Source organism: Geminicoccus flavidas, assembly GCF_009806515.1.
Classification (GTDB): Bacteria; Pseudomonadota; Alphaproteobacteria; order Geminicoccales; family Geminicoccaceae; genus Geminicoccus; species Geminicoccus flavidus.
This window is the reverse complement of sequence record NZ_WUJP01000766.1, coordinates 1-18,321: the sequence shown is the minus strand read 5'-3', so window position 1 is coordinate 18,321 and position 18,321 is coordinate 1. Positions and strand designations below refer to the sequence as shown.

Genomic DNA, 18,321 nt, shown 5'->3' with positions numbered 1-18,321 from the left:
GCGACCAGGGGCACGCCGCTGGCGAGCTGCTCGTAGATCTTGAGCGGCGTGTTGATCCCGGCACTGCGCGGTGACACGAGCACGTGCGCGCGACGGATATATTCCTTCGCCGTCGCCTGGGGCACCCGGCCGGTGAACACCACCTGTTCACCGATCCCGAGCTCAGCTGCCATCTCCTGATAGGCGGCCACCTGGTCCGGCGTGCCGCCCACGATCAGGAGCAGCGCGTCCGGCACCCTCGGGAAGGCCCGGGCGAAGCCGCCCAGGAGGACCTCGATGCCCTGATAGGCCTCCAGCGTCCCGGCATAGACCACGAGCCTGCGATCCGCGGGCAAGGGCACCAGCTCCGGGCGCGCCCGCTCCTCCTTTGCGCCGGCCAGGCGCACCGGGTCGAAGATCGAGTTCTCAATCAGCACGTGCCGGCCGCGCTCGGGCACCAGCGGCTCGGCGTAGCGCGCGAGCTCCGGGCAGATGGTGATCACCGCGTCGGCATTCTTCAGGCAGGTGCGCTCCAGCCACTCGAAGATGCCGATGATCGTGCGCGATTCGGTGAACTTGTAGTTGCGGAGCTGCTCGGGCAGGCTCGAATGCATGTCGTAGATCAGCCGGAAGCCGAACAGCGGCTTGAGGAAGCGCAGGAAGAACACGCTCTCCTCGTGGGCATGCACGAACTGGTAGCGGCGGGTGCACAGGAAGAACAGCGTCCACAGCACCATGAACACGTCGAAGAACAATTTCAGCGGCGAGGGGCCGATCTTGACCGGGCCGAGGAACGCCATCTCCGGGATCCGGTAGATGCGCACATTGGGCAGATCGACATCCTCGCCGCGGCCATAGCACAGCAAGTCGACGTCAAAGCCTTCCTCGGCGGTCACCAGAGTGCGGTAGTATACCGAAAAGGGCGTGCCGCGCGGCGTGAAAAATGGCTGAGGCGCTACCACGAGCGCTCGCGGACGAATCATCGGCGAGTCCTCTTGATCATCTGCATCGCCGCCTGGTCGCGCAGGAATGTCAGGCCACCGGCCAGCCGGCCGAAGGTCGATGCGGGAAAGCTCTTGTTGATCAAACGCGACACGAGTTGCTCAAATGGCCGGTCATGATCGACCGGTATCTCCATGACGAGGCCATAGCTGCCGGCACGGGCCTGGTGGGCGGGAAACGGCAGCGGGTCGCTCCCGGGTAGGACACGCCGGCCGGCGGCGTCGACCCTGGGGAACTCGCGCGGCGTCGGCCAGAACCAGGGCCGGCCGCCATTGTCGCCCAGGAACAGCCGGTGGGCATCGGGACTGGCCAGGAATGTCGCCAGCACGCGGCCGCGCCGCCCGACCCACTTGCCGAAGCCCCAGGGTATGACCGGCAGTGCCTGCGCCGCCAGCGCCAGCCGGAAGGCGTCCTGGAGCGGGGTGCCGTCGGGGATCACCTCGTCGCTGCCGAGTGCCAGGAGCTCCAGCCCTTCGGCAGTCTGGATCTGCCGTCCGGCGGTGATCATGACCTGCTGACCGGCGGTGCCGGTGAGCGTGACGGTCCGGCCGTCCGGATGGCGTTCGGCCGCCCAGCCGGCAGGGGGATCCTCGGCCAGTGCCCGGAAGGCGAAGTCGCGGGCGGTCTCGGTGAACAGGAGCCAGGGCAGCGCCGCATCCGCTGCCCGCGCATGATCCGCCGCCGCCTGCAGGAAGCCCCCCCGGTCGAAGCACGGGTAGAGATGCACATGGGCATCGACCAGGACGCGGCGGACTGCGCCGGCCGGCATCGCGGCCAGCGGACCTTCGTCCCGCTCGTCAGCAGTGGTCGTCCTGTCCGACATTTCCAGTATCCGGCCGCACCCCGCCGAGGGATGTGACGGATACGACAGGCCATTGCAAGTCGATGTTCGCATTATGCTGGCCGGCCCATCTGCCCAACCTTCCCCGACGCATCACATTAGAAAGGCCGGTTCCCGATCGAGCACCGGACCCGGCCCACGGCTGAGGTGAACAACATCTAGTCTACAACTCCCTAAGATTTGATGAAGCTCATCGAGAAGTGATGCACACTCCGATGCTGCCGGGCCGTGTTTGCGCGCGCCGTCGGCTCGTGTACCTAGCGGGCAGCAAGCAGCCGGGCGCGCCCGGTCTCCATCCCCTTGCCCATCCCGCAGGAGCCTGCCTCGATGACCGAAACCAACCGGACGCCCACTCGCGCCCTGGTCACCGGAGCCACCGGCTTCACGGGCTGGTACGTGGCCAAGGAACTGCAGGCCCAGGGCGCGCCGGTGCGGGCCCTGGTGCGGGACCCTGCGGCACCCGCCGCGCAGGAACTTGCCGCCCGCGGCGTGGAGCTCGCCCAAGGCGATCTGCGCGATCGGGACAGCCTCCACCGGGCCGCGGAAGGTACCAGCCATATCTACCATATCGGCGCGCTCTACCGCGAGGCGCGCTTTGCCGATTCGGTCTATTTCGACGTCAATGTCACCGGCACCGGCCATCTGTTCGAGGCGGCGCTGCAGAATGGCGCCCGCGTCGTCCACTGCAGCACGGTGGGGGTACATGGCGACGTCGCGGGCGTGGCCGACGAGAACGCGCCGCTGGCACCGGGCGACGTCTACCAGGAGAGCAAGGTCGAGGGGGAGAAGCTGTTCCAGGCCTACCTGCAGAAAGGCATGGCCGGCGCCTGCTTCCGCCCGGCCGGGATCTATGGCCCGCGCGACACGCGTTTCCTCAAGCTGTTCAGGACCATCCGCGAGCGCAAGTTCCGCATGTTCGGCTCGGGCGAGATCCTCTACCACCTGACCTTCGTCGAGGACCTGGCGCGCGGCATCGTGCTGCTCGGCACCCATCCCGCAGCGCTGGGCGAGACCTTCATCCTGACCGGCGCCCGCTACACCACGCTGAACGAGCTGGTGGCGCTGACCGCCGAGGCGGTGAAGGTGTCGCCGCCCAAGGGGCGCCTGCCGATCGGGCCGCTGCTGCTGGCGGCGGCGGCCTGCGAGGCGGTCTGCCGGCCGTTCGGCATCGAGCCGCCGCTGCACCGCCGCCGCACCGACTTCTTCACCAAGTCCCGGGCGTTCACCAGTGCCAAGGCCGAGCGCCTCGTCGGCTATCGGCCGACCGTCGACCTGCGCGAGGGCCTGGGCCGGACGGCGGACTGGTACTTCCAGCAGGGCCTGCTCCGCTAGACCCGGCGCCGTTCCGCCCCTGCTCGTGCCCGCCATCCGCCATCCCCGATTTCCGGCAATCCTGCCCGATGGATGCCCGGTCGGGGAAGGCTTTGCTGTGACCTTCGTCACGCAGGGGTGGGCGGCAGGCCGCTAGCCCAGCCAGGGATCGTCCTGGTTCACCTCGATCACGGTGGGGCCGCTGGCGGCGAAGGCACTGGTCAGGGCAGCGGTCAGCTCCGCGCCTGAGCCCGGGCGGACGTGGCGGCAGCCATAGGCGGCGGCGATGGCGGCGAAGTCCGGGGTGAAGGGATGCACCGCCAGCTCCTCGATCCCGCGCTGGCGCATGCCGAGGGCGATCTGGCCGAGCGAGCGGTTGTTCCAGAGCAGGATCGGCAGAGCGAGGTTCTGCTCGCGCGCGGTGCCGAGCTCGGCCAGGGTGAACTGGATGCCGCCATCGCCGATCAGCGCCACCACCGGCGTGCCGGGGCAGGCGAGCCTGGCGCCGATCGCCGCCGGCAGGGCGTAGCCGAGCGTGCCGAAGCCGGCCGGGTGGAACCAGGTGCGCGGCCGGCTGGTCGGATAGCGGCTGTTGCCGCTGTAGGCGATCATCGTCATGTCGCTGAACACCATGCCGTCCTCGGGCAGGGCGGCACGCAGCGCGCCCAGGACCCGCTCGTGCTTGCGCTCCAGCGGCGTGGCCGCGGCGCGGTGCGCCTCGCGCAGGCCGACCACGAGCTGGGCGGGTGCTGGGCGCGGGTCTGGCAGGGCCTGGGCCAGTGCGGTCATGGTGGCGCCGGCATCGGCCAGAATCGCGATTTCGGCCGGGAAGTCGCGGTCGAGCTGGTCCGAGTCCAGGTCGACCCGGATGATCTTGCCCGGGATCTCCAGCCGGTCGGCCCAGATGTCGTTCTCGGCGAGCTCGGTGCCGATCGCGATCAGCACGTCCGCCTTGCTCAGCAGCGCGTGGACCTCCTTGGAGGTCAGGAGCGCACCGGCATTGCTCGGGTGGTCCTGGGGCAACACACCCTTGCCGGCGATCGTGGTGAACGCGATGGCGCCGGTCTTCTCGACGAAGCGCTGCGCAGCCGGTGCCGCATCGACGCAGCCGCCGCCGAAGATCGCGATCGGCCGCCGCGCCCCGGCGATGAGGGCTGCCGCCTCGCGCACCTGGGCCGGATCGGGATGCGGGCGGGCCGCCGGACGGCGGGCGGTCGGTGCCAGCCCACCCCGGCGCTCGGCTACGTCGAGCGGCACCTGCAGGACAATCGGGCGCGGGCGCTCCAGGGTGAAATGGCGAAAGCAGGCGGCCAGGGCCTCGTCGACCTCCTCGGGCGTGTGGATCGTTCGGGTCAGCCGGGTGATCGGCGCGACCGTGGCGCGCTGGTCGCCGATCTCGTGCAGCCGGCCTCGGCTGAGGCCGCCGCCATCCATCGGGTTCAGCGTGGTCAGCACCAGCACCGGCACGCTGTCCGAATAGGCCTGCCCGATCGCGGTGGCGGCGTTGAGCAGGCCGGGACCGGTGATCAGACAGGCCACGCCAGGTTTGCCGGTGGCGCGCGCATAGCCGTCCGCCATGAACACGCCGGCCTGCTCGTGGCGAATGCCGACATGGCGGATCTTCGCGCGCGCCATGGCATCGTAGAGCTGGAGGGTATGGACGCCCGGAATGCCGAACACCGTGTCGACGCCATAGGCGATCAGGCCCTCGATCAGCGCTTCGGCGGTACTGGGTGCATTGTTCAAGGCGTGATCCTTCCTGGCTGTGCGCCTATCGTGCCCTCGCGCCAGCCGGCGCGGCAACCGCATCCGGCAACGATCGGCGCCGACTAGGGGGAGGGGAATGAGCAGCTATCGGGCGATCCATGAGCAATCGCTGGCCGATCCGGAAGGGTTCTGGGCCGAGGCGGCCCGGGCGCTGCACTGGGAGCGGCCGTGGGACCGGGTCCTGAACTTCGACGAGCCGCCGCGCTATCGCTGGTTCGAGGGCGGGATCCTGAACACCTGCCACAATGCCGTCGACCGGCACGTGGCGGCCGGCCGCGGGGACCAGGTCGCGATCATCCACGACAGCCCGGTCACCGGCACGACCCGCAGGCTCACCTATGCCGAGCTCCAGGACCAGGTGGCGTGCTTTGCTGGGGTGCTGCGGGCCCAGGGCGTGGAGAAGGGCGACCGGGTGATCGTCTACATGCCGATGATCCCCGAGGCCGCGATCGCGATGCTGGCCTGTGCCAGGATCGGTGCCGTCCATTCGGTCGTGTTCGGCGGGTTTGCCGCCAAGGAGCTGGCCACTCGGATCGACGACGCCACGCCCAGAGTGATCGTCTGCGCGTCGTGCGGCATCGAGCCCGGCCGGCTCGTACCCTACAAGCCGCTGGTCGACGAGGCGCTGGCCAGGGCCAGCCACCGGCCGGAGCGCTGCATCGTCCTGCAGCGCCCGCAGGCCGAAGCGCAGCTCGACCCTGATCGCGACCTGGACTGGGCGGACGCGGTGGAGCGTGCCGAGCCGGCACCCTGCGTCCCGGTCGCCGCCACCGACCCCCTCTACATCCTCTACACCTCCGGCACGACCGGCCTGCCCAAGGGCATCGTGCGCGACCATGGCGGCCATGCCACCGCCCTGCTCTGGTCGATGCGCCACATCTATGGCGTCCAGCCGGGCGAGGTGTTCTGGACTGCCTCGGATGTCGGCTGGGTGGTCGGGCACAGCTACATCGTCTACGCGCCGCTGCTGAACGGCAGCACGACCGTGATCTACGAGGGCAAGCCGGTCGGCACGCCGGACGCGGGGGCGTTCTGGCGAGTGATCGCGGAGCACGGGGTGAAGGTGATGTTCACCGCTCCCACCGCCTTCCGGGCGATCCGCCGCGAGGATCCGGACGCGGTGCTGATGCACCGCCACGACCTGTCCGGCCTGCGCGCCCTGTTCCTGGCCGGCGAGCGCTGCGACCCGGAAACGCTGCGCTGGGCCGAGCAGAACCTCGGCGTGCCGGTGATCGACCACTGGTGGCAGACCGAGACCGGTTGGGCGATCGCCGCCAATTATCTCGGGATCGAGCATCTGCCGGTGAAGCCGGGTTCGCCGACCCTGCCGGCACCCGGCTATGACGTGCGCATCCTGGACGAGACTGGGCATGAAGTGCCGGCCGGGCAGCAGGGCGACATTTGCATCCGCCTGCCGCTGCCGCCCGCCTGCCTGAACACGCTCTGGGGCAGCGAGGAACGGTTCCGCCAGAACTATCTGAGCCGCTATCCCGGCTACTACCTGACCGGCGATGCCGGTTATCGCGACGAGGACGGTTACCTGTTCGTGATGGGCCGGATCGACGACGTGATCAACGTCGCCGGGCACCGCCTGTCGACCGGCCAGATCGAGGAGGTGCTGGCCGCCCATCCGGCCGTGGCGGAATGCGCGGTGGTGGGCGTGGCCGACCGGCTCAAGGGCGAGCTGCCGCTGGGCCTGCTGGTACTCAAGGCTGGCATCGACGAGCCGCCGGCACAGGTCGAGCAGGAAGCCGTCGACATGGTGCGCCGCGAGATCGGGCCGGTGGCCGCCTTCAAGCTGGCCAAGGTGATACGCAAGCTGCCCAAGACCCGGTCGGGCAAGATCCTGCGCGGCACGATCAAGAAGATCGCCGACGGTAAGGAGTGGACGATGCCGCCCACGATCGAGGATCCCTCGACGCTGGACGACATCCGCACCGCCCTGCAGGAACTGGGCTACGCGCAGTTGGCTGCCTGAAGCGGTCATGAACCGGCAGGCCAGCACCGCCGCCTGCCCAGATCACTTGCCTGCCGATGGCTTGCTGTCTTCCCTTCCCGTCGTGGCGGGCTCGTCCCGGCCACGAGAGGAAGAAGAACGGCAAGTCGGCAGGACACGTTCAGCCGCGACTATTCACGAGGCCGACAGCCCACAACCGCCTCAGGTCTTCCGCCTGCTGGCTGGGGAGACGCTTGACATGGGGCCGGACGGACAAGGACTGATAGTCACAGTTCCCGTCACGTGGCGGAGGTTCCCATGCCGCGACTGCCCGCGTCCCTCGCTGTCCTGAGCCTGTCCGCCACTCTGGCACTCGCCGCCTGCATGCCGCCGCCGAGCGGGCCGGGCCGGCAGATCTCCGCGGAGCAGGCCGACGTCACCCTGAAGCACCCGCGCTATCCAGGCGTGGCGGGCGAGCATCATCAGCGGGTGGAGAGCGGCGTGAATGCGCGCACTGAAAGCGCCATCTTCGCAGCTCATGACGGTATCGTCATGGTCTGGTACGGCCGCGGCTCCGGCGACACCTATTACCGGGCCGGCCCGATCGCCAGCATGGCCCAGCAGATCGGCACGAATGCCCAGGTGACGGAGCAGGGGACCCTGGCGAACAGCTTTCCGAAGGTCGAGTGGGCGCAGTTCACCACGACCATGGAAGGAATGTCGCTCGCCTGCGTGGCCATCCAGCGCAGTGGCGACGCGGCCGGACGGGCGGGGGCGCATACGTCCGCGCTGATCACCGCCGTCGAGTGCCGGGATGCCGGGGATACCATGGGGGAGCAGGAAGCAGCGATGCTGTCCAGCTCGATCCAGGTCGGCCGCTAGATCGACATCCGCACAGGCCTGAACAGACGAACGGGCGCTTGAGGCGCCCGTTGGTCACTTGATCTTGGATTCCTTGAACTCGACGTGCTTGCGCACCTTCGGGTCGTACTTCTTGAACGACAGCTTGTCGGTGGTGCTGCGGGTGTTCTTCTTCGTGGTGTAGAAGTAGCCCGTGCCAGCAGTGCTGACGAGCTTGATCAGTACGGTCGCGGCCTTGGCCACAGGCCTTCTCCGAGCAGAATGTTCCGGAACGGCCGCGGACCTAGCGGCAATCGGCAGGGCTTGTCAACCTTCGCGGCCCCGGCACCCGCCTGCCAGCACGTCCAGGCGGGCCAGCGCCAGCATCAGTGCAGCTGCCGCCAGCACCCATGGCAGCGTCCAGGCACCCCCCAGCTGCATGACGGTGCCGCCCAGGAGCGGGCCGACCGTGATGCCGATCTGGATCGTCATGATGTAGGTGGTGTTGGCCGCGGCGATATGGTCGCGACCATAGCTCTGGCCGAGCAGGGACAGGCCGCAGGAATAGAGGCTGCCGATCGCACCGCCGGTGAGCAGCAGGACGGGCCAGATGGGCCAGCCGGCTGCGAGGCTCGTGTTCATCAGGCCGTGCCCCAGTGCTGCGGCCAGGGCGGTCAGCACGATCGTGCGCACCCGGCCGATCCGGTCGCCGATCCAGCCCACCGGGTACTGGAACAGGATGTTGCCGGCGATCAGCACCATCACCATCAGCCCGGCCTCCTGCTCCACCGCCCCGCCGGCCAGGCCCCAGAGCACCAGGAGCGCGAAGTGACCGGTCTCCAGCAGGGAGAACACGAAGGCGGTGGCGAACACGAAGGGGGTGGCGCGCAGCTTGCCCAGCACGTCGGCGCCGTGCTGGGCACCGCCGCGCAGCAGGCCGTCGATCGGCGCCAGGAACAGAGTGAGGATGCCGCCTGCGGCCAGGATGGCGGCACAGGTCGCGAACGGCAGGTAGCCCTCGCTGCCGAGCAGCACGATCAGGCCGGGGCCGGCCGTGTAGCCGACGCTGAACAGCGTGCCGTAGAGCCCCATCACCCGGCCCCGCCGCTCCTCGGTCACCAGCGCGTTGACCGCGGACTCGCTCATGATGAACAGGAGTGCGAGGCCGATGCTCTGCACGAGGCGGAGCACGAACCACAGCCACAGGTCGATCCAGAGCGGCAGGACCAGGAAGGTGAGGGCGGCGATGGCCAGGCCCAGCAGCATGGCACGGCTGGCGCCCATGGCGAGCAGGCGGGGCAGGAACGGGATGACGAGGAACACGCCGAACCCGCCGGCTGCCGCATTCAGGCCGATCAGCCCGGCCGGGACGCCGTGGCGGTCCAGGACCAGGGAGAGCAGCGGCTGGCTCGTGGACAGGACGATGCCGACCAGGGTCGCGGTCGCCATAACCAGAGCCAGGATGCGCAAGGACGGCTGGAGCGGCGAGTCAGAAGCGACGGCGTCCCTTGCCTCCACCCGTGCCACGGCCAGTTCTTCCCCCATTCAGTCCGGCGCGGCGCTTCTTGCCGCTGGCCCACTGCTTGGCCGCCGCCATGCTGGCGGGACCCGGCTGGTGCTCGACCAGGCGGAAGGAAATCTTGCCGCCCAGATGGTCGATCTCCTCCAGCTCCACGGTCACCCGGTCGCCCAGGGCATAGACCTCGCCGGAATAGCGGCCGACCAGGGCATGACGCGCTTCGTCATGCATCCAGTCGTCGCGCCCGAGCCCGCCGACATGAACCAGACCTTCCGCACCGCTGTCGAGCAGGGACACGAACAGGCCGAAGCGCTGCACCGAGGCCACCATCGCCTCGAAGCGCGCACCGACCTGATCCTGCATGAACAAGGCGACGAAGCGCTCATAGGCGGTGCGTTCCGCAACCATCGCCCGCCGCTCGGTGGAGGAAAGGTGCGAGCCCAGCTCGTAGAGCGCCTCGCCCTCGTCGAAGCGATCGAGCCCGCCCTCGCCCAGGCCCAGCGCGCTGATCAGGGAGCGGTGGACGACCAGGTCGGAATAGCGGCGGATCGGCGAGGTGAAATGCGCGTAGCGGCGTAGGTTCAGACCGAAATGGCCGATATTGTCCGGATGGTAGACGGCCTGGGCCTGCGAGCGCAGGACCAGCTGGGAAACGATCTGGCGCGACGCCTCGTCCTCGATCCGGCTGATCAGCCGGGTGAAGTCGCCGGGCTTGCTGACATTCTTGCCCCAGGGCAGGCCCAGCTCGCGCAGATAGTCGGCAAGGGCCGCCAGCTTGAGCGCGTCCGGCTTGTCGTGGATGCGGTAGAGGCAGGCCGCCTTCTTCGCCTCCAGCTCCGAGGCCGCAGCCACGTTGGCCGCGATCATGAACTCCTCGATCAGCTGGTTGGACTCCAGGCGCTCCCGTGGCTTGAAGCCGACCGGCAGCCCGTTCTCGCTGAACAGCACCTTGCGCTCGGGCACGTCCAGGTCTATCGCCCCCCGCCGGTCGCGCGCCGCCCGCAGAAGTGCGTAGGCGTCGAACAGGTGCATGACCGGCAGGCGCACCTCGTCCGGCACCGCCGCCTCGTCGCCGAGCTTGAGGGCCTCCACCGCGCCGTAGGTGAGCCGGGCGCGGCTGTTCATCACCCCGCGCACGAACTTCCAGCGCCGGATCTCGCCCTTGCTGTCGATCGACAGGACGCAGGCCAGGCACGCGCGGTCCTCGTGGGGGCGGAGCGAGCACAAATCATTGCTGAGCTTCTCCGGCAGCATCGGGATGACCCGGTCCGGGAAATAGACCGAGTTGCCGCGCTTGCGCGCCTCCACGTCCAGCGCATCGCCCGGGCGGACATAGTGGGCGACATCGGCGATCGCGACGGTGATCAGGAAGCCACCGACGTTCTTCCCGTCGGGGTCGGGCACGGCATGGACCGCGTCGTCGAAGTCGCGGGCGTCCTCGCCGTCGATTGTGACCAGCTCCAGGTGGCGCAGATCCGTTCGCCCGGCCAGCGTGACCGGATCCGCCTGCTCCGCCTGGTCCAGGGCCGCCTGCGGGAACTGCATCGGCAGCTCCGCCTCGATCGCCGTCAGGAGGCTGATCGCCCGCGGGTCATCGGGCCGGCCCAGGTTCTCGACCGCCTCCGCCCGTGGCGCGCTGTACCGCCAGCCGGACAGGACTTGGGCGCGCACGAGATCGCCGATCGCGACCTCGACCTTGTCGGCGCGCAGCAGGAACTCGTGCTTCAGCTTGCGGTCGGCCGGCCGCAGCCGGAAGCCGTCGCCGGCCCGCTCGACCACGCCCACCACCTCCCGGGCACCCTTCGGCAGCACCCGGATCACCCGCCCCTCGTAGGATCCGTCCTGCTGGCGGAACAGCTTGATCAGCAGCCGGTCGTCTAGGCCTGGAGCCGGACGCTCCAGGGCATGGTGGGGCAGGCGCACGCGCAGCTCGCCGAACAGCTCGTCGATCGGCCGGGCGATCAGGTCGCCGTCCTCATCGACCTCCTCCACCGTGACCGGCATGACCGGCGGCGGCTTGCCGGTGATCGCATGGCGGCGCGGTGGGCGGCCTTCCAGCTCACCCTCGGAGCGCAGCTCGCGCAGGAGCTTGCGCAGGCCATGGCGCTGGTCGCCACGGACGCTGAAGGCCTGGGCGACCTCGCGCGCCTGCACCTCGCCGCCGGCTGCCTGGATGAACTCCATGAGCTGGCGCTTGCTAGGCAGGCCTGGCTGGCCGTGGGGCAGAATTCGTCGGGTGCGCAATCCTCAGGCTCGCTTGGCGGCGGTGCGCCGGGCCGGCTTGGCTGCAGGAGCGTCCGAGGTCGCCGGCTCGGCCTCACTGTCTGCAACGGCCTTGGCCTTCGCCGGTGCCTTCTTTGCCGCCGCCTTGCCGTTCTTCGCTGCCTTCCCGGCGGCCTCCTCCCCAGCCTGCTTCTTCGCCGGTGCCTTCTTCGGCGCTGCGCGCTTGGGCTTCTTCGCCGACGGGCCGCGCGCCGCCCGCTCGTCGATCAGCCGCGCCGCGGTCGCGAGATCGAGCGTGTCCGGCGACATCGACTTGGGCAGGCTGGCGTTGACGTCCCCACACTTCACGTAGGGTCCGAACCGACCGGCGAAGAGCTGGATCGGCTGGCCGTTGTCGGGATGGCTGCCCAGTTCCTTCAGCGGGGCCGGGGCGGAACGCTGGCCACGCGCCGGCGGCTCGCGCAGCAGGGCGATCGCCCGGTTGATGCCGACCGTCAGCACGTCCTCGTCCGGTCCCAGGCGCACGAAGCGCTTGTCGAGCTGCACGAACGGCCCGAACCGGTTGATGCCGGCGGTGATCGGCTTGCCGCTCTCCGGGTCGATCCCGACCTCGCGCGGCAGGGCCAGGAGCTTCAGCGCCGTCTCCAGGTCGAGATCGTCCGGCTTGACGTTGGGCGGCAGGGACGAGCGCTTGGCCGTCTCGCCCGAACCCCGCTGCACATAGGGGCCGAACCGGCCGACCTTCAGCCAGACCTCCTCGGCATTGTCCGGATCGCTGCCCAGCAGCCGGTCCTGGCTCTCGGCGGCAGCCGGATCACCGGACGGCACGTCGAGCTGGCGAGTGAAGCGGCATTCCGGGTAGTTCGAGCAGCCGACGAACGCGCCGAACTTGCCAATCTTGAGCGAGAGTTGGCCGGTGCCGCAGGTCGGGCAGATCCGCGCATTGGAACCGTCCTCGCGCGGCGGGAACAGCCGGCTCGCCAGCGCGTCGTTGAGCGCGTCGATCACTTCTGCGACCCGGCGCTCCTTGACGTCCTCGATCCTGGCCTTGAACGGGTCCCAGAAGGCGCGCAGCACCGCCCGCCAGTCGACCTCGCCGGACGCCACGTCGTCGAGCTGGTCCTCCAGCTTGGCGGTGAAGTCCGGCTGGACATACTGGTCGAAGAACGAGGTGAGGAAGGCCACCACGATCCGGCCGCGCGATTCCGGCACGAAGCGCTTCTGCTCGAGCCGCACATATTGCCGGGCCTGGAGCACGGAGAGGATCGAAGCATAGGTGGAGGGCCGGCCGATGCCCAGCTCCTCCATGCGCTTGACCAGGCTGGCCTCAGTGTAGCGGGGCGGCGGCTCGGTGAAGTGCTGGCTGGGCGTGACCCCTTCGCGCGTCACCGGCTCGCCCACCGCCATCGGCGGCAGGAGCCGACTCTCGTCGTCCTCGTCGTCCGCGGCGGGATCGTCGCGGCCTTCCTGGTAGAGCTCCAGGAAGCCCGGGAAGGTCACGGTCTGGCCGGTGGCGCGCAGGCCCACCGAGCCGTCGGTAGCGTCGATCTCGGCGATCACCCGGTCGAGCAGGGCGGCTGCCATCTGCGAGGCGACAGTGCGCTTCCAGATCAGCTCGTAGAGCCGGCGCTGGTCGTCATCGAGGAACCGGCCGACCTCCTTGGGCGTGCGGAACACGTCGGTCGGCCGGATCGCCTCGTGGGCCTCCTGGGCGTTCTTGGTCTTGGTCTTGAACACGCGCGGCTTGTCCGGCAGGTGCCGCTCGGAGAAGCGGCTGCCGATCCAGCGGCGGCACTGGCCGATTGCGTCGTTGGACAGGGCCACGCTGTCGGTGCGCATGTAGGTGATGAGGCCTACCTGCTCACCGTTCAGGTTGACGCCCTCGAACAGGCGCTGGGCGGTGCGCATGGTGCGGTCCGCCGAGAAGTTCAGCTTGCGCGAGGCTTCCTGCTGGAGCGTCGAGGTCGAGAATGGCGGGGCCGGATTGCGGCTGACCTGCTTCTTCTCGACCGAGCCAACCTTGAAGCTGGCCGCCTCGATGGCGCGCACCGCGGTCATGGCCTGGGCCTCGTCCGCGAGATCGAACCGGTCGAGCTTCCTACCGTTCAGCTTGGCCAGCCGGGCGGTGAAGGGGTCGCCGCGCTCGGTCCGGCAGGCGACCGCGATCGTCCAGTATTCACGCGAGACGAACGCCTCGATCTCGGCCTCGCGCTCGCAGATCAGGCGCAGTGCTACCGACTGCACCCGGCCGGCCGAGCGGGCACCCTGCAGCTTGCGCCACAGCACCGGTGAGAGGGTGAAGCCCACCAGATAGTCGAGCGCCCGGCGCGCCTGATAGGCATCGATCAGGTGATGGTCGAGCTGGCGCGGCGACTGCATCGCCTCCAGCACGGCAGGCTTGGTCACCTCGTAGAACAGGACCCGATCGACCTTCAGGTCCTTCTTGATCGCCTTCCTGTCCTGCAGCGCGGAGAGCAGGTGCCAAGAGATCGCCTCGCCCTCGCGGTCCGGGTCGGTCGCCAGCACCAGGCGGTCGGCGCCACGGACCGCCCGGGCAATCTCGTCGATCCGCTTCTTCTTGTCCTCCTGGACCTCGTAGATCATGCGGAAATCGTCGTCGGGAAGGACAGAGCCGTCCTTCTCGGGAAGATCACGCACATGGCCATAGCTGGGCAGGACGGTGAAGCCGTCGCCCAGATACTTGTTGATCGTCTTGGCCTTGGTCGGGGATTCGACGACGACGACGTTCATCAGCGGCTTTTCTCGGGGCTCCCACCGCGGCAAGTCGGCGGCGGTGCGGATCGGGTCGGGAAGGTGGGCACTGTCTTCCGAGTTGCAAGAGCCTGCCGGCCACAGGGTTCAGGCGAACAAAAGGGAGACACGGTTGCCACCATGCCGCTCCAGGCGGCCTTCGAGCTCCAGCTCAAGCAGGGCCTCGTGGATCTGGGCCGTCGTTGCTTGGCATTGGCGTACGAGATCGTCAACCGCGAGGGGTTCGGCGCCTAGGCAAGCCAGCACCTGCGCCAGCAGGCCGCCCTCTGTCGGCGAGCCGCTGCCGGCCACCTCCCCGGGCAGGGCTGGCGGCGACGGCCGAGAGCGCTCCGGCCCTCGCGGCGGCAGCGGTATCCCCTCGCGGCGCATGGCCAGCGGGTCAATCACCGCGCGCACATCGGCCGCGTCCTCGATCAGCACGGCACCGTCCTTGATGAGCTGGTTGGCGCCGCGATGCCGCTCGTCCAGCGGCGACCCCGGCACCGCCATGACCTCGCGGCCCTGCTCCAGCGCCAGCCTGGCCGTGACGAGCGAGCCCGAGCGGATCGCCGCCTCGACCACCAGCACGCCCAGGGACAGTCCGGCAATGATCCGGTTGCGCGCCGGAAAGGCGGCCGCCCGCGGCTCCGCGCTGAACGGCCGCTCGGTCACCAGCAGGCCACATGCCGCGATCCTTGCTGCCAGCTCGGCGTTCTGCTCGGGATAGACTTGGTCGATGCCCGTCGCGATCACCGCGATCGTGCGGCCCGGTGCTGTCACGGCCCCTTCATGCGCCGCGGTGTCGATGCCGCGCGCCAGACCGGACACGACCGTATAGTTCGTGCCGGCCAACTCGTGCGCGACCGTGCGGGTGAGGGTGCGGCCATTGCCGCTGGCATGGCGCGAGCCCACGATCGCCACGGCCGGCATGTCCAGGAGGGCCGTGTCACCCAGGACCGTCAGCACCGGTGGCGGGTCGTGGATCGTGGCGAGTGCCGCGGGAAAAGCCGGCTCGCCAAGGAATAAGAGGCGGGCGCCATGCCGCTCGGTGGCGGCCCATTCCCGCTCGACCGCCGCAGGATCGGCGAGGCGCACGCCGGCCGTGGCCTCGCGCGGCAGCTCGTGCCAGCGCTCCAGCACGTTCCTGGCACTGCCCAGCCGGAACAGGAGCCGGCCGAACGCACGCGGGCCGATCCCGTCACTGCGGCACAGGCGCAGCCGGGCCAGGGCTTCCGCGGTATCGTCCGGCGCCTGGATCATCCGGGCTCCAATGGGTCTCTTGCCACTAATGCAGTAAGAGGTGGACGCTGTGCAACCTTGGCGAGAGAAACTGGTGAGCTACTGGGACCGGGCCGGGCAGGGGCCGCTCCGCCCCACCGTGGCCCAGGCCCTGGCCGCGTTCGCACGGGAAGGCAGAACGACGCCCCTGCGGGTGGTGGACCTCGGCTGCGGCGTCGGCCGGGACGCGCTGCCGCTCCTGGCGATGGGCCACACGGTCCATGCGATCGACCGGGAGCAGACCGCGGTCGATCGCCTCCGCGCCGCCTGCCCGCCGGGCGACCTGCCGAGGCTGGCCACGACCGTCGCACGGTTCGAGGACGCGGGCTGGGCGGAGGTCGATCTCACCGTGTCGTCCTTCGCCCTGCCGTTCTGCCCGCCGGAGCGCTTCGCCGGCCTGTTCACCCGGATCCATGACCGGCTCGCGCCGGGCGGCCGGCTGGCCTGCCAGCTGCTCGGCCCGCGCGACGATTTCGCCGGCCGGCCGGGCATCACCATCCACACGCCGGCCGAGGTGGCGACCCTACTGGCGCCGTTTACCGTAGAGCGGCTGGACGAGGAGGAGACCGACACGGTCACCCCGCGCGGCCGGCCAAAGCACTGGCACCTGTTCCACCTGGTAGCCCAGCGGCGCTGACCGGTCAGGCCGCCGGCAACGGGTCCGCAGGCGCAGCAGGCTCGTCGGCAGCCGCGCCCAGCAGGGCCGGGCGCATGGCGGGTGGTGCCGCCTCGGCCCAGCGGAGCAGGGCATCCAGCGCCGGGCAGAGCGCCTGCCCCCACTCGGTCAGATGATACTCGACCCTGGGTGGCATCTCGTGATGGACGATCCGCGCCACCACGCCGTCCTTCTCCAGCTGCCGCAACTGCTGGGCCAGCATCTTCTGCGAGATGCCGGGAAGTGCCCGCTCCAGCTCGGAAAAGCGCAGCAGCCTGCCGCCGAACAGTTGGAAGAGGATCACCAGCTTCCAGCGCCCTTCCAGGACCCGCAGCACCTGCTGCACGCCATGCGCCGCCAGGGCGGCGGTATAGTCGGGGCGCTTACTCATAGGTTAGTAGCTAACTTTCTGGTGCGTACTTGTCACGAGGTCAGGGTAGGTGATCCTGGACTGGACAACAACGTCCAGGACACGGGATCTCATGGCTGTTCATCTCTCCAATCCGGTCGCCGCCTATTTCGCGGGCAACCGGAACTTCGATCTCCAGGCGATGCTGGCGCCATTCTCGTCCGATGCCCGCGTCCTGGACGAGGGGCGCTGCCATGAGGGGCGCCATGCGATCCGGGCATGGATCGAGGCCGCGACCATCGGCAACCAAGCCCTGGCCGTGCCGCGCTCGGCCAGGCGGGAAGCCGGCCAGGAGGTGGTCGTGGCCGAGGTCACGGGCCCGTTTCCCGGCAGCCCGGTGACGCTGACATTCCGCTTCACGCTGGCGCAGGACGGCATCTCCCGGCTGGAGATCGGCTGATGGCCTGCGACCCGAACGAGTTTGCCGCCAGGCGCGCGGTGGTGACGGGCGGCACCAAGGGGACTGGCCGGGCTGTGGTCCGCCGGCTGGTCTCGGGCGGTGCCCAAGTGGTCACCGTGGCGCGGTCTGGCTCGCACGAGCGGATGGGCGACGTCACGCTCGTGACGGCCGATCTCGCCACGGCTGCCGGCTGCACGGCATTGGCCGAGGCGGCACTGGACCGGCTGGGCGGCATCGACCTGATCGTCCACGTGGTCGGCGGCTCGCGCAGCCCCGGCGGCGGATTCGCCGCTCTGGACGACCAAGCCTGGCAGACGGAAATCGATCTCAACCTGATGCCCGCGGTCCGGCTCGACCGGCTGCTGATCCCGCACATGATCGCGCAGGGGGCGGGCGTGGTGATCCACACCTCCTCCATCCAGCGCCGTCTGCCTCTGCACGATTCGACCACCGGCTATGCGGCGGCCAAGGCGGCCCTGAGCGTCTACAGCAAGGCCCTGTCCAAGGAACTCGGCCCCAAGGGGATCCGAGTGAACGCGGTAGCACCCGGCTGGATTTACACGAGCGCTGCGGAGGCGCTGGTCGAGCGGATCGCCACGAGTGCCGGCATCGACGAGGCGGCGGCGCGCCAGCGCATCCTGGACGCGCTGGGCGGCATCCCGCTCGGTCGCCCGGCCCAGCCCGAGGAGGTGGCCGAGCTCATCGCCTTCCTGGCCTCGGACCGCGCCGCGGCGATCCATGGCGCCGAATACACCATCGATGGCGGGACCGTGCCCTGTGCCTGACCTGACCTAGAGCTTCTTGGCGAAGCTCAGCTTGTTCTCCTCGCCCCGCGCGAGGCGGCCAATGTTCTGGTGGTGCTTCACGATCACGATGATGCCGATCACCGCGAACAGGAGAGCGGCCTGCGGGTCGTCCAGAATGAACGCCACCAGCGCCGCCGCGACCGAGGCCAGCACCGAGCCCAGCGAAACGTAGCGGGTGAGCGTCACCGCCGCCAGGAAGACCAGGAGCGCCGCCAGCAGGGTGAGCGGGCTGATCGCCAGGACCACCCCTGCGGCGGTCGCCACCCCCTTGCCGCCCTTGAAGCCCAGCCAGACCGGGAAGCAGTGGCCCAGCACCGCCCCCAGCCCCACCAGCATGGCGAGGTCGCGGTCGAACCAGAGCAGCGCTGCTGCGACCGGCAGGGCGCCCTTGGCGGCATCGAACAGCAGGGTGGCCAGTGCAAGGCCCTTGCGACCGGTGCGCAGCACGTTGGTGGCGCCGATATTGCCGGAGCCGATCGCGCGGATGTCGCCCGCCCCGCCCAGCCGGGTGACAATCAGGCCGAACGGGATCGAGCCCGCCAGGTAGCCGAGCACGAGGGCCAGGAGGTGGGGCCAGCCCCACGCGGCGGCAACGGGTTCCATC

General features: G+C 69.5%; 16 protein-coding genes. 6 read left to right on the top strand and 10 right to left on the bottom strand.

Annotated elements, in window-relative coordinates; all coding sequences use genetic code 11:
- Positions 1-962, bottom strand: a 962-nt coding sequence (locus tag EQG76_RS22085) for a glycosyltransferase family 4 protein (protein ID WP_159716478.1), incomplete at its 3' end; no start/stop codon positions are given.
- On the bottom strand, positions 959-1,804 hold the full coding sequence (locus EQG76_RS22080; RefSeq protein WP_159716477.1) for a hypothetical protein: 846 nt from the start codon (positions 1,802-1,804) through the stop codon (positions 959-961). The genes EQG76_RS22080 and EQG76_RS22085, both read right to left, overlap by 4 nt.
- A 345-nt stretch (positions 1,805-2,149) precedes the next feature.
- Here EQG76_RS22080 and EQG76_RS22075 point away from each other — a divergent pair, with 345 nt between their 5' ends.
- A complete protein-coding gene (locus EQG76_RS22075) occupies positions 2,150-3,154 on the top strand; it encodes an NAD-dependent epimerase/dehydratase family protein (protein WP_159716476.1) in 1,005 nt (334 codons plus the stop codon).
- A 132-nt stretch (positions 3,155-3,286) separates the two neighbouring features.
- On the opposite strand, the gene EQG76_RS22070 is transcribed toward EQG76_RS22075, so the two are convergent.
- The gene (locus EQG76_RS22070; RefSeq protein ID WP_159716475.1) at positions 3,287-4,879 is read right to left on the bottom strand and encodes a 5-guanidino-2-oxopentanoate decarboxylase; all 1,593 of its coding nucleotides are present in this window, start codon (positions 4,877-4,879) and stop codon (positions 3,287-3,289) included.
- Between the two features lie 97 nt (positions 4,880-4,976).
- Between EQG76_RS22070 and EQG76_RS22065 the strand changes: the two genes are divergently transcribed.
- Positions 4,977-6,878, top strand: coding sequence for a propionyl-CoA synthetase (locus EQG76_RS22065; protein WP_159716474.1), 1,902 nt, complete (start codon positions 4,977-4,979; stop codon positions 6,876-6,878).
- Between the two features lie 276 nt (positions 6,879-7,154).
- Positions 7,155-7,718: a hypothetical protein gene (locus EQG76_RS22060; protein WP_159716473.1), complete on the top strand. Its 564-nt coding sequence runs from the start codon at positions 7,155-7,157 to the stop codon at positions 7,716-7,718.
- A 54-nt stretch (positions 7,719-7,772) separates the two neighbouring features.
- On the opposite strand, the gene rpmG is transcribed toward EQG76_RS22060, so the two are convergent.
- The 5 genes from rpmG to dprA form a co-directional block, all read right to left on the bottom strand.
- Positions 7,773-7,940, bottom strand: a complete 168-nt coding sequence (gene rpmG, locus EQG76_RS22055; protein WP_159716472.1) for a 50S ribosomal protein L33 — start codon at positions 7,938-7,940, stop codon at positions 7,773-7,775.
- Positions 7,941-8,003: 63 nt separating this feature from the next.
- Positions 8,004-9,203, bottom strand: coding sequence for an MFS transporter (locus EQG76_RS22050; RefSeq protein WP_159716471.1), 1,200 nt, complete (start codon positions 9,201-9,203; stop codon positions 8,004-8,006).
- On the bottom strand, positions 9,166-11,439 hold the full coding sequence (gene rnr / locus EQG76_RS22045) for a ribonuclease R (RefSeq protein ID WP_255476579.1): 2,274 nt from the start codon (positions 11,437-11,439) through the stop codon (positions 9,166-9,168). The genes EQG76_RS22050 and rnr overlap by 38 nt, the downstream gene beginning before the upstream one ends.
- A gap of 3 nt (positions 11,440-11,442) precedes the next feature.
- On the bottom strand, positions 11,443-14,169 hold the full coding sequence (gene topA, locus EQG76_RS22040; RefSeq protein ID WP_159716469.1) for a type I DNA topoisomerase: 2,727 nt from the start codon (positions 14,167-14,169) through the stop codon (positions 11,443-11,445).
- A 108-nt stretch (positions 14,170-14,277) separates the two neighbouring features.
- Entirely contained in the window at positions 14,278-15,429 is a 1,152-nt protein-coding gene (gene dprA / locus EQG76_RS22035) for a DNA-processing protein DprA (protein ID WP_159716468.1), read from the bottom strand.
- Between the two features lie 73 nt (positions 15,430-15,502).
- On the opposite strand from dprA, the gene EQG76_RS22030 reads away from it, so the two are divergent.
- Positions 15,503-16,084, top strand: coding sequence for a class I SAM-dependent methyltransferase (locus tag EQG76_RS22030; RefSeq protein WP_235031503.1), 582 nt, complete (start codon positions 15,503-15,505; stop codon positions 16,082-16,084).
- Between the two features lie 4 nt (positions 16,085-16,088).
- Here the strand turns inward: EQG76_RS22030 and EQG76_RS22025 are convergent, their stop codons facing one another.
- Positions 16,089-16,493 carry a winged helix-turn-helix transcriptional regulator gene (locus EQG76_RS22025; RefSeq protein WP_159716467.1) on the bottom strand — a complete coding sequence of 135 codons (405 nt, stop codon included), beginning with the start codon at positions 16,491-16,493 and terminating at the stop codon, positions 16,089-16,091.
- Positions 16,494-16,584: 91 nt separating this feature from the next.
- Between EQG76_RS22025 and EQG76_RS22020 the strand changes: the two genes are divergently transcribed.
- Positions 16,585-16,911 carry a nuclear transport factor 2 family protein gene (locus tag EQG76_RS22020; protein ID WP_159716466.1) on the top strand — a complete coding sequence of 109 codons (327 nt, stop codon included), beginning with the start codon at positions 16,585-16,587 and terminating at the stop codon, positions 16,909-16,911.
- A complete protein-coding gene (locus EQG76_RS22015; protein WP_159716465.1) occupies positions 16,911-17,696 on the top strand; it encodes an SDR family oxidoreductase in 786 nt (261 codons plus the stop codon). The genes EQG76_RS22020 and EQG76_RS22015 overlap by 1 nt, the downstream gene beginning before the upstream one ends.
- Positions 17,697-17,702: 6 nt before the next feature.
- On the opposite strand, the gene plsY is transcribed toward EQG76_RS22015, so the two are convergent.
- A complete protein-coding gene (plsY, locus tag EQG76_RS22010; RefSeq protein ID WP_159716464.1) occupies positions 17,703-18,320 on the bottom strand; it encodes a glycerol-3-phosphate 1-O-acyltransferase PlsY in 618 nt (205 codons plus the stop codon).
- Position 18,321: the final 1 nt, after the last annotated feature.

Bases quoted from the DNA above. Each gene is read 5' to 3' on its own strand.
- EQG76_RS22080 (WP_159716477.1), bottom strand. From the start codon at position 1,804: ATGTCGGACAGGACGACCACTGCTGACGAGCGGGACGAAGGTCCGCTG.
- EQG76_RS22075 (WP_159716476.1), top strand. From the start codon at position 2,150: ATGACCGAAACCAACCGGACGCCCACTCGCGCCCTGGTCACCGGAGCC.
- EQG76_RS22065 (WP_159716474.1), top strand. From the start codon at position 4,977: ATGAGCAGCTATCGGGCGATCCATGAGCAATCGCTGGCCGATCCGGAA.
- EQG76_RS22060 (WP_159716473.1), top strand. From the start codon at position 7,155: ATGCCGCGACTGCCCGCGTCCCTCGCTGTCCTGAGCCTGTCCGCCACT.
- topA (WP_159716469.1), bottom strand. From the start codon at position 14,169: ATGAACGTCGTCGTCGTCGAATCCCCGACCAAGGCCAAGACGATCAAC.
- dprA (WP_159716468.1), bottom strand. From the start codon at position 15,429: ATGATCCAGGCGCCGGACGATACCGCGGAAGCCCTGGCCCGGCTGCGC.
- EQG76_RS22025 (WP_159716467.1), bottom strand. From the start codon at position 16,493: ATGAGTAAGCGCCCCGACTATACCGCCGCCCTGGCGGCGCATGGCGTG.
- EQG76_RS22020 (WP_159716466.1), top strand. From the start codon at position 16,585: ATGGCTGTTCATCTCTCCAATCCGGTCGCCGCCTATTTCGCGGGCAAC.
- EQG76_RS22015 (WP_159716465.1), top strand. From the start codon at position 16,911: ATGGCCTGCGACCCGAACGAGTTTGCCGCCAGGCGCGCGGTGGTGACG.
- plsY (WP_159716464.1), bottom strand. From the start codon at position 18,320: ATGGAACCCGTTGCCGCCGCGTGGGGCTGGCCCCACCTCCTGGCCCTC.